We start from the raw sequence: 11,053 nt of genomic DNA on the forward strand, positions 1-11,053 counted from the left end.
CAATGAGAAATTTCATTCCTTTTAAAAGGCTCTTTTTGTCTTTGTTTTCTAATAGTTATCTCGTTTCAGATGATTTCGATGGAGGCGTCGGTATTATAGAATGCCAGAACATGCTGTTAACATCTTTTTTAAAAATCTTTTCCATCCAGAGAGTAAAATATGCTAATTTAAAAAGGTTAATAAAGCCCTTGCGGAGTTAGACAACCATTTGTCTTGATGAGGATATTTCAAGGAGGGAATTTTATGGAGAAGGAAATCACTGTGGCCATATCCGTAGCGCTGCCGATCGGGATTGTTTCCGGGGCTCTTCTCATCGGGATTCTCTTCCAGACGATCATCCTTTCCAAACTCGCAAGACTTGCGGAGAGGACGAAATGGAAGGGGGATGAAATAGCCATCCAGTCGTTGAGAGGGTTCATCATCATCGTATGGTTCTTCATCGCAGGATTGCACGTGGCCCTTCCCTATATTCCCATGCCGATGTACATGCTGACAATCCTGCAGAAATTCCTGCTCGTCGTTTTGATCTTTTCCATCACACTGGTTACGGCGAAGATAGCGGCCGGTTTCGTCCAGATGTACGCCGATAGATCGAAGGGGGCTTTTCCATCAACTACGATTTTCATGAACATCACGAAGGCTGTGATCTTTGTCATCGGGTTTCTGGTCATCCTCCAGACGCTGGGGATCTCAATCACGCCAATCATCACGGCTCTGGGTGTTGGCGGCCTGGCAGTTGCCCTGGCCCTACAGGACACACTGTCCAATCTCTTCGCTGGCATTCACATCATCGCCGCAGGCAAGATGAAGCCCGGTGATTACGTCAGACTGGAATCTGGAGAGGAAGGTTTCATAACGGACATCACCTGGAGGAACACGACCATCAAATCTTTCCCGAACAACTTCATTATCGTCCCGAATTCCAAACTCTCTTCCGCTATCGTCACCAATTTCGATCTCCCCGAAGCCGAAATTGGAGTCAGCCTCAAGATAGGCGTAAGTTATGGAAGCGACCTTGAGAAGGTGGAAAAGGTGACTCTTGATGTCGCGAGAGAAGTGATGAGCACTGTCGAGGGGGGTGTTCCGGGTTTCGAACCCGCCGTCCGATTCCACACCTTCTCCGATTCCAGCATCAACTTCAACGTCGTTCTCAGGGCCAGGGATTACGCCAGCCAGTATTTCGTCATCCACGAGTTCATCAAGAGACTGCATGAACGATACAGGCAGGAAGGGATCGTTATTCCCTTTCCCATCCGCACCATCCATATGGCGCAAAGCGCAGAAGCCGATGAAAATTAGAATCCAGTTATCTTGGGCCTTCTCCGTTCGGACCCACTCCCGTGACGAGCCAGTAGACTGAAGAAGCAGTTGACGAATCATCGAAACGAGTGTCGGTTGGGTCCGAGTCTTCAGATGTCACGTCGATGAACTGGTCGCGTGGAACAAGGGTAGTCGAACGGTAAACCTTGTAGGAAGTCAGGTCTGGATATGGCCACCAGGTCAAGACAGTCTTCCCCGGCTCTTTCCAGATCCTGCTGAATCGCATTTCCGGCGTGGATGTCTCGAATGGCCGGCCACAGATCTCTATAGACCATCCGTTCAGCGTCCCGGTGTTGTACGGAACGCCATCATTCACCTTGAGCATCCAGGTCCCGGTGGAGTGTTCTCCATTCATCCGGGAGAGCGGCTCAAAGGAAGAAAGTTCGCTGTCATACCAGCCGACTATGTTATCGGAAGAGCCTCCAGAACGGTCGTGCAGGACAACGGGAGTGCCATCCGGCGATAAGAGCATCACCGTGAGATCACTGATGTAGGTATGCGTTACATCAACATAGACGTTGACCTCTGAGATCTCGCGGTCTGGACCGAAATCAATAAGACTCGTTGCCGTCTGCCTGTCCTGGATCGCTTTCGGAATGTCTGATGAAGCGATAGTCGTGCATGCAGGGGTACCGCCGGGAATGAAGAATGGCTCTGTCGTGCCTCGTCCCTCGGTGGATTGCCATCGAACGGCAAAGCCGACCTTGTGTCCATCAGAAACGTCGGGCGACAAGGAGATGCCATAGTGAGGAGAAAGCGATTCTCCCGACTCGCCAGGGGCAAGATCGGGATAAGAAGCATCGGTGCGAGTCACCGTTGCATGCCATCCGGTCGGTTCAAGCTCTCCAGAAACAGAAGTTGCAGTCATGCCAAGATTGCGGAGCGTCACGGCAAGATCTGCTGATTCGCCAGGGTCGAGGAAGCCGTTCCCATTCCCTTCACCGGTATCGAGAACCCTGTTCCCGATGTGCTGGAGATCGACATCGAGCGGCTCCAGAGCGACACCGCAGCGAGTTGCAGGTCCGCCTTCGACCACCTGAATATCGTTCACTATCTTCGAGATGTATCCCGTTGCGGAGAACTCGAGAGAATATTTTCCCGGGGAAAGCAATCGGTGATAATCGCCGACATCAGGATCGGCGTAAACGTCGTGATCGACCCCCTGCACGCGTACAGTTGCGGCAAGAGGGATTCCGGTCTGAGAATCGGTGACGATACCGCGGATACCTTCATGGGCTCTCTCGATGTAAGCAAGCATCGACTCTTTATTGTCGTTCCAGTGTGCGGGGAGCTCATCGGCAGGGGGCCACTTGTTCTGCGTGACCTCTACGGTGATCTCGTGACCACCATGCCAGACGTAGTTCCAGTCCTGCAACCCACCGTATATGACGTACCAGTCCGCCCCGTTGCAGATCCCGTTGTTAAATGCAGGATCAGAGTTGCTCGTGACCATCGAGGGGTTGTTGTCGGCGTAAGTGCGGGAGATGGAGACGAAGAACGGGTCGTCATCCGTCGGGTTGTACACCGAGGCATGGCTTGCAGTTCCATCGTACGGATAATTGGCGACGACGGCTCCTCCGTGGAAGTTCGCGGAGAGGAGTGTGGAATGAGCGTATCCCCAATTCATCACTGCTGCCGTTTCAGGCTGCCTCCCTTCCGTCGAATCCACCGGGTCCTCGAACTGGTCGGGAAAATCGCGGTTCAGATCCACATAGTTGGCATTGTATCGCATGTGCATCTCGGTGCCGTCGGGATTCATGGAGGGGAGGACCCAGACCTCCATGGTGTCGACGATATTCGTGATCCGCGGGTCTGTTCCATAATTGTCCGTCAGGAGGTTGATGAAGTTGATGCAGTTCTCCTTGCCGACGACCTCGTCCCCGTGCATGGCTGCGATGTAACGGACTTCGGGCTCGTCCTCCTCGAGATCAGGGTTCTTCGTTATCTTCATCATCCAGAGATCCCGGTTCTGGACAGACTTGCCGATGCTGTACAACCTGGTGATGCCTGGATGGTCCTGGGCAATCTGGTGAAGCTCCTCCGTGAGGGTTGCATAGGTGTGGTAGGAAGGAGGCTGGGGCGGTTTGGCACCCGGAGCGGCCGAAGCAGCCTCGCGCTCCGCCGCGATCTTTGCCTCGTCGGGAATAGGCGTGACGCTGTAACCGAGCAGCTTCAACTTCTCTTCCTCTTCGGCGATCACGTAAGCGCGGACGCGATTATAGAAAACGGCATCGATGTCGATACCCATTTCAGTAAGCATCTTCAGATCCGCAATCCTGTTATGGATGGTAATTTCGACAGGATAAATCGGGCCAGGCTCCCCCTTCCCTGCGGCATTCACAGGAGACGCGGAAGCGATTATTAAAACAGCTACGACAACGAGCGTGAAAGGCCAGATGTATAATCTGAATGATTCTTTCTCGTTCCGGCTGGTCAAGCTTCACTCCCTGATTGCCGTTGCCATTTTAAAAATACCGTGAGATCCCTCTCCCGTCAATATGGTTTTTCAGCATGGCTGTTGCTTCTTTGAGAGTTTGAGGATGGCCTGGCGCAGGCGGTGGTGGCGGTCGAAGAGAGTGACAAATCGGGATTCACGCTGTCCCCCTTTCGCTCGAACAACCTGTACCAGAGCTCGCTTTTCTGCAGGAGACCAGCCTTGCACCCCATCGAGCGACACGATAAGGGGGCTCCAGCGCTCCCATGTCAGTCGCTTGCCGGCAGAGAAGCCTCGAAAGGATCGCAGCCCGAGCAGCCTGGCCGCTTCATCCGAGCAGACCTTGATTCCTTCTTCACGGTTGGCCCCGAAGCGGCTGCTCAGCGTGTGTGAGATCTCCAAGCCGATATCCCCGAGTGATATCTTTCCCAGAACGTCCTCACGGGGCCGGTCCAGGTACATGAACAGATTCTCCGAGGCGAGCTTTTCGAGAGTGGGGATGGTAGAGCGATGATGTGGGTTCATCTTCATCTGCTCGAGTTCCGCCCTGACAATTGAACGAACGCCACGATCATGCGGGCGAAAGCCAAGCTTGTAATAGAACCACCAGGCGCCAGATTTCAAGCCCTCTGGATTTTCGTAGCCGAGCTGGATCGGGGGGATCGTGAAAGTTTCACATCCAAACAGGTGTCGAACCATGGCAAGAACGCGGCTGTAGATGAAGGCCGACTCTGCGGCGCGGTAGGTCTCGAACATGTTGAAGGCAACCTCTGCAGACCGGAAGAGAGCGCTGCTGAGTACGTAACCGATTGGTATTCCGTTTTTCAGGGTGAGGAAGCCATAGACCGCTTCGAGCATCAATCGCCGCTCCGGGATGACGCCGATGCAGGCGAATTGAAGCCCTTGACCGAAATCGACGAGGCGGACGTCTTCATCACTGGCATGTTCGAAGACGTCGAGATCGCGGCTGCGGGTCACCATTGCCTCCCGGGCAAGATCGATCAGCTTGCATCCATCACGCGGCGGCAGGGGCCGCACGGAAACGGGATTTCTGCGAACTTCACGGAGCAATGATGGCCGCTTAATCTGAAAGGGTCGCGTTTGGAAAACTACAGGACTTGCTGGATGCCGTGCGAGAGTGCGGCTTGGAGTTCCAGCGCCTGGATAAATTTTGATAGGAATGTCGAAGCTCTCGTATAACGTTTCGCGTTCGAATGAGCTGGCGGCAGCAGCCTCAAAACGCTTGATAATGAAAGAGGCATCGGTTTCCGCCGGACCCTTCAGCTCGCTGATCCACTCGCGAGGAGACATGCTCAATTCATCAATAGCAGGCGTTTCTGAGTATGGCAATAGAAGGTGAAGGAAGTCCTCCAGCTTGCCCTTCTTTCGAAAGGCTCCCCAGTCGATCGAAATCTTATCGGGCCATCGTCGTGCCAGCCAGCAGGAGGTAAAGAAGTAGAAGCGAAATTTGATCTCCGTCCCGGAGATGCCACTGTTGGTCAGCTCTTTGCAATGAATGTGCAGGTCCCTGCGATGAGCGAAACCGCGAAGCATCCTTTCGACTGATGTAAGGATCTCCTCGTTATCCGGATAGGCGCGCAGGAAGCAGAGGACCTCGTGCAGGCGGTAAACTTCCCGGGCGCGTGAAAGCTGCTTCCTTTCGAGACCCTGCAGCAGGTCGAGCTTGCGCGACGCCGCATCGTGACTGTATTCATCCTTGCACTGCTCGATTTGCCTCAATAGCAAAGAAGCCTTGCCGACCACAACGGATAAACCTCTTCACAGCAGGCTCTATTCTAAAGCAAATTATCCTCACTTCATAGTGGAATTCCCTCTGTTTTTCTAATAATCTTGCGCTTCAATATCCTGGAAATCAGTACGAGATATGGAAGTCATGGGCAGAAGAATAAAGCTCGACACGAAGAAGGCTACGGGTCGAAAACCCGGAAATCCCATCCATCTTGCAGAGAAAAAAATTACGCCTGCTCGCAAGCCCCCTGGCATGACATTGGAACAATGGCAGGTTGAGCTTCGACGGCAATATGCGATAGTGCAGAACTTCAAGATCAAAAATATTGGCAACCATCAGGTCTTCTCGGAATTCCTCATCACAAATCCAGCAACAGAGCGCACCTATCGCGTGGCAATCCGCCGGCAGGGCTATCATTGCCGACGAAATGGGATTGGGTAAGCCTGTCCAGGCCATCGCGGCAACTCGGAAGAAAGAAGAGGTTCTTCTGCAGCTTCCTGAAAGGATGGATAAAACCTTTTTCGTTCCAATGACGAAGGAGCAGTGGATATACCACGAAGACAACAGGCAGATTGTAGCGCGTATTGTTCAGAAATGGCGAAGATACAAGTTTCTTTCGGGAGCCGACCAGCGGAGGCTGACGCTTGCACTCCAGAATATGCGCATCTTTCTGTCCACCGAAGCCGGTGGCGTTGGGCTAAACCTCCAGCGTGCATCCGTCGTCATAAACATGGACCTTCCCTGGAATCCAGCCGTTCTGGATCAGCGCATCGGGCGTGTGCACCGCATCGGCCAGCACCGGCCTGTGAGAGTGGTTAACTTCGTCTCCGAAGGAACCATCGAACATGGCATGCTCTCCATCCTGGACTTCAAGCGCTCGCTCTTTGCAGGAGTGCTTGATGGTAATGAAGACAGTGTCTTCGTGGGCGAAACCCGTCTGAACAGGTTCATGAGGATGGTCGAAGAAACAACCCAGGCTATTCCGGAGACTGCCCATGATCCGCCCCCTCCGGTGATTCCCTCATCAGAAGAGATGGAAGTTGTGGAAGAAGAGCTGGAGAGGCAGGAAGCGCCTGAACCCGCACCCATTTCTCCTTTGCAGCCTCTTTTCGTGTCGGCCGTTTCATTTCTGAAGAGTCTTGGAAATCTGGCAACTGCAGTTGGTAGAAGCGGAAAGAATCGCAGCCACTCGGGAAACATTTATCTTCTTCATATCGGGAAAACGAACCGTCGAACACATCAGCGGATCCTATTTCATAATTCCTTGACTAATTTTCAATAGCAGTGCAAAACAGTCGCATGTATATAAGGCGTCATATAGAGGATGTCATTCTGGAGCTTTCAAAAGATTCAGAATGAAGAGGCCTGAATCATCATTTATTATTCCTTAGGAATACTCGCCATCCCATAAAGATTCTAGGAAGTCTTTGCAGGGAAGCACGTTTAGATTTTCGATTCTTCTTCTCCTCGGTTCGAGGCTGACACAAAGGTAGCGCTTCAATTTTTTCTCTTCCGCAATCGCGCGCAATGGTTTTAAATCTGAAAGTGATACATTCTCCTTTGCTTTTACCTCCACTGCTGTATGATCCCCGATAATGAAATCAACTTCAAAGCCAGATGTAGATTTCCAGTAGCCTAAACTCTCTCCGGAGGCATAATCAGTATGGCAGCTCAGTTCATGCATGAGGTACGTTTCGAAAGCTTCTCCAAATTCCGGAGTGCCAGGGCGAAAATTCCTTCCCTGAAGAGTGGAAACGACGCCGACGTCAAAAAAGTAATATTTTGATGAAGCTAAAGGTTTTCTTTTTTTTGATTTCCTCCATGCTGGAAGTTCATGCAGGATCAATGTATCTTTCAGAATCTCAAAGTACTCGTATACTGTCGTTCTCGCCACCTGTGCGTCATTGGAAATATTGCTAAAGTTCACGATCTTTCCGTTGCAGAAAGAGGCAACTTTGAGAAAGCGGCTGAATGCCGGCAAGTTTCTAGTTACTCCCTCCGCCACAATTTCTTCCTGAAGATATGATCCAGCATAAGCCTGAAGGTCAGCTTTTGGATCATCAGAAAAGTATATCGACGGGAGCAACCCTCGTTCTATAGCCCTGTTCAAATCAAACTTCTCGCCTAGTTCTCTTTGCGTAAATGGGTGGAGATATTTTGTTCTCGCTCGTCCCCCTAAAAGATTGATACCGCCGCGGCGGAGCTTGCGTGCGCTTGAGCCGGTAAGCAGGAATCGAACGCCGTGCGACTCGATGAGGCGATGAACTTCGTTCAAGAGGTCTGGAAGACGCTGGATTTCGTCAATAACCACAATACGATCATGCACTGTGAGTTCCTGTTCAATCCGTCCTGGATTCTGACTCAGAGCCAGGTATATAGAAGTATCGAGGAGGTCGTAAACTTTCACGCCTTTCATCGTATTCTGAATTAAAGAGGTTTTTCCAGTCTGGCGTGGTCCAAACAAGAAATGGGATTTTTTCTCTATTAAATCAGGAAGGTTCAGAATCCTTTGTATATATGGTCTGTCGCCCTCTTTATATCTCGTTGACGGATTCATCGTCAAATATTATGACAAATGACGAAATATGTGTCAATAGAATCTTTTCCTGCTAATAAAAGTAATAGAATACCAGTATTGTCGGCGTGATAGCTTTATTTCAAAGTTCACAAATTTTTCAGTGAATCCTGTCAAAGCTAATCTTCTTTTAGGACTGGCAGTTATGATGTTGTCTGCGATTTCAGCATCTTTATAAAAAGGGGTGCTGTCATTGCAAAAACTATTCATACACTTTGAGAGCAACCTTGCGTTCAAAATAGTTTCCAAGCATGCCTTCTTTTGCATTGCCTTTGATGGATTCACCCTTCGTCAGCATCACCTGCAGTTGCAGTTCAGCATCCTTGGCATCATCAAGAGGTTGAATTGTCATTGGGAGAACGGTAATCTTTGCCTCTTCAAATCCTGTTACCTTATCACCAACCACACGGCATGACATTTGGAGATTGACTGCCCAACCGGGTGCAAACTTAGAGAGGGAGTTTGACTCAATCCTTGTTGGGTCAACATAAAGCCATGCGTTTCGGTATGGAGAAGGAGCGTCGTCGCCTTTTGTCCGACCGATTACTGTTAGAAGAGTTTTCTGCTGCCCTCGCCTTACTTCAATCAGAAACGATCCGTCCGATTGACGGAGAGATTTCATCGTCTCTTTATCAAGAACATCGATGATGGTTTTCTCTTTATCGCTCCATGGACCGTTATTTACATGGCAGCTCATGCATGATTTTGCTTTCCCTAAAATACCTACAGCAGGTGGATACGAGAATGCATTCTGTATCGATCCTGCTGATAGGATAACGGTAATGACAAGAAACACTAATGTTCTCATTTCTGTCCTCCTTCTAGAGTTGTTTTTTCATTCAACCCCTATATATTAAAGTTGCCAAGTTTCATAATTAAAAAATTAGGCAACTAGAATAGTGGATCAAGAGAAGTTGTCAATGGCAGTCACGGCCAGAACCCGCAAGAGGGACGGCATGACATTCTTCTACATCGACTTCTACGTGAACGGAAGGAGAAAGAGAGAGAAGGCGGGAACAGGATATTGGCCGACGTGCTCAATCGTGTTATGTTTTGATTCAAACGAGCAGCCTGATCATGCGGAGAGGTGCTGGAGTGGCCGAACAGGGCTGCCTGCTTATCGAGATTCATGAGACTTGCTCCATTCACTTCTTCATTTTCCCCTTTCTCCAGGGAAGGGTAAGAATGAGATGAGAATGTGATGGCCAACTCTTTTATAGAGTTTTATTGGGAGTTCTGAGAAGTGATACAAGAATCGAATTGCGGTTCCATTCACCTTCTGCAATCCGAAAAGGTTTTCATTGAAGATAAAGGCTTTTTCAACATGGTACTTGGTTATAAAGCTAAAGATTGATTTGCCAATCATAGGTTTTGATAATACTGATTTTACTTCCACGGGAATCTTCTCATTAACTATAAAATCAACTTCCGCCTTTGATTTCGTTCGCCAGTATTTCAAAGTAAAGGATCGTTTCATCAATTCCGAGAATACAAAATTTTCATAGAGGGCTTCCTTATCCAGTCGTGAGTCCATCTTTTTGAAATCGCCTATCACGGCATTCCTCAGTCCTGTATCGTAGAAATAGATCTTTGGGTTCTTCACAAGTTCCGTTCTTTTATTTGTAAAGTACGGCTTCAGAAGATGAACGATGTAAGTCTTTTCCAGCATGTTAAGATGTTTTTTCAGTTCAGGCGTTTTCTGTTGAGCGAGGGTCGATAGCTCTTCATACGAAATCACATTTCCCGTTTGCAAGGAGAGCGCTTTGATAAGATTCAGCATTTTGTAATCATCCATGAATCCAACCATGTCTCTAACATCCCGTAAAAGGTATATATTGAAAATATTTTTCAAAACTTCCTGTTTCTCCGCATCATTGTGAGCAAGTACAACACGAGGATAACCGCCGTAAACGATGAATTCTTTCAGCATGAGGTTGAATTTTTCGAGGAGCACTTTCTCCAGCTGCTTATGCCGTCCTGATTTCAGATAAAGCTGATAAAGATGCGGATCTCGATAGCTTAAGAACTCCTGAAAGTTGAGCGGATACAGCGTAAAGGGGAAAATCCGTCCTACAAGATGTTTCACGGTTGCTACCGTTAGATCAAGGATTGAGGAGCCAGAGATAAGGATCTTGCGATCTTTCACGGTGTCATAAATGAATTTTAATGATTGACCGCCATTCCGCGCATGCTGGAATTCATCAATGAAGATATATTTGAAAGGTTTGATATAGAGTTCAATAAACGCTTTGATGTCCCTGTCAAATAGAGCTCTCAATTCAATATCTTCAAGTGTAAGAAAAACCGAGCTTTTCATCTTTGCCTGGATGTGCTTGAGGAGAGTTGTCTTCCCAACCTGTCGCGCTCCTATGATCGCTATGATTTCGGGAACCGGGAGGTATTTTTGTATGATGGGCTCTAAATCTCTTTTTATGTACATGAAATAACCCTGCTAAAATTAATTCTATATCAAAAATAGCAGGGATGTTTTCGACAGTCAAGAATTCTTTTTTATGAGCATTTAGTTGCCCACTAGTTTGGAGAAGGACCAAAAATATCAACCCATATAATGTTCTTGAAGTGAATGCACCTAATATTAGGTTGGCAAAAAATATCGTTAAGAATATTTTTTTCCATTTTTTCTTGTTAATGTTCTCAATAAGATTTTCATGCCATCTTTTTTTAATTTCAATGTAAGTGGATCAGCTAATTTTCTGGAAAATTCTAAAAATTTTCTAAAAGAAATCATGTTCAGTTTGCCTGATATAAATCCAAGCACTATCGATAGAATATAAGAACTAATGGGTTGCACCAATAACATCGTGGACTAAAAAAACTAATAACATCGTAGACTAAAATCAACATCGCCTAAACTTCTTCCAAAACTTTTTGGAAGGAGAAAATGGCGATGAAGATTCAAAGCGATTATGAGAAACGCTGTCAAGCAATACAACTTTACAAGCAAGGAAAAGGC

Annotated in this window: 8 protein-coding genes and 1 pseudogene; 3 read left to right on the plus strand and 6 right to left on the minus strand. The window is 48.3% G+C overall.

The window, feature by feature from the left end:
- Positions 1-243 precede the first annotated feature (243 nt).
- Positions 244-1,299, plus strand: coding sequence for a mechanosensitive ion channel family protein (locus tag AB1756_08905; protein ID MEW5807448.1), 1,056 nt, complete (start codon positions 244-246; stop codon positions 1,297-1,299).
- A 7-nt stretch (positions 1,300-1,306) separates the two neighbouring features.
- On the opposite strand, the gene AB1756_08910 is transcribed toward AB1756_08905, so the two are convergent.
- Complete coding sequence (locus AB1756_08910; protein ID MEW5807449.1) at positions 1,307-3,757, minus strand: M14 family zinc carboxypeptidase; 2,451 nt, start codon at positions 3,755-3,757, stop codon at positions 1,307-1,309.
- Positions 3,758-3,826: 69 nt separating this feature from the next.
- Positions 3,827-5,518 (minus strand): hypothetical protein, encoded by a 1,692-nt coding sequence (locus AB1756_08915; GenBank protein ID MEW5807450.1) that lies wholly within the window; start codon positions 5,516-5,518, stop codon positions 3,827-3,829.
- Between the two features lie 130 nt (positions 5,519-5,648).
- Here AB1756_08915 and AB1756_08920 point away from each other — a divergent pair, with 130 nt between their 5' ends.
- The gene (locus AB1756_08920) at positions 5,649-5,945 is read left to right on the plus strand and encodes a hypothetical protein (GenBank protein MEW5807451.1); all 297 of its coding nucleotides are present in this window, start codon (positions 5,649-5,651) and stop codon (positions 5,943-5,945) included.
- Positions 5,932-6,786, plus strand: coding sequence for a helicase-related protein (locus tag AB1756_08925; protein MEW5807452.1), 855 nt, complete (start codon positions 5,932-5,934; stop codon positions 6,784-6,786). The genes AB1756_08920 and AB1756_08925 overlap by 14 nt, the downstream gene beginning before the upstream one ends.
- 105 nt (positions 6,787-6,891) lie before the next feature.
- Here AB1756_08925 and AB1756_08930 read toward each other — a convergent pair whose 3' ends face one another.
- The 4 genes and pseudogenes from AB1756_08930 to AB1756_08945 form a co-directional block, all read right to left on the minus strand.
- A complete protein-coding gene (locus AB1756_08930; protein ID MEW5807453.1) occupies positions 6,892-8,061 on the minus strand; it encodes an AAA family ATPase in 1,170 nt (389 codons plus the stop codon).
- A gap of 220 nt (positions 8,062-8,281) precedes the next feature.
- The gene (locus tag AB1756_08935; GenBank protein MEW5807454.1) at positions 8,282-8,887 is read right to left on the minus strand and encodes a hypothetical protein; all 606 of its coding nucleotides are present in this window, start codon (positions 8,885-8,887) and stop codon (positions 8,282-8,284) included.
- Between the two features lie 345 nt (positions 8,888-9,232).
- Entirely contained in the window at positions 9,233-10,009 is a 777-nt protein-coding gene (locus AB1756_08940; protein MEW5807455.1) for a DUF4143 domain-containing protein, read from the minus strand.
- A gap of 102 nt (positions 10,010-10,111) precedes the next feature.
- Positions 10,112-10,519, minus strand: a pseudogene (locus AB1756_08945) (AAA family ATPase).
- Between the last annotated feature and the right edge of the window lie 534 nt (positions 10,520-11,053).

The sequence above is a fragment of the Acidobacteriota bacterium genome (assembly GCA_040752675.1).
GTDB lineage: Bacteria > Acidobacteriota > Polarisedimenticolia > JBFMGF01 > JBFMGF01 > JBFMGF01.

Coding starts and splice junctions, on each gene's coding strand:
- AB1756_08905 (MEW5807448.1), top strand. CDS start 244: ATGGAGAAGGAAATCACTGTGGCCATATCCGTAGCGCTGCCGATCGGG.
- AB1756_08920 (MEW5807451.1), top strand. CDS start 5,649: ATGGGCAGAAGAATAAAGCTCGACACGAAGAAGGCTACGGGTCGAAAA.
- AB1756_08925 (MEW5807452.1), top strand. CDS start 5,932: ATGGGATTGGGTAAGCCTGTCCAGGCCATCGCGGCAACTCGGAAGAAA.
- AB1756_08930 (MEW5807453.1), bottom strand. CDS start 8,061: ATGAATCCGTCAACGAGATATAAAGAGGGCGACAGACCATATATACAA.
- AB1756_08935 (MEW5807454.1), bottom strand. CDS start 8,887: ATGAGAACATTAGTGTTTCTTGTCATTACCGTTATCCTATCAGCAGGA.
- AB1756_08940 (MEW5807455.1), bottom strand. CDS start 10,009: ATGCTGAAAGAATTCATCGTTTACGGCGGTTATCCTCGTGTTGTACTT.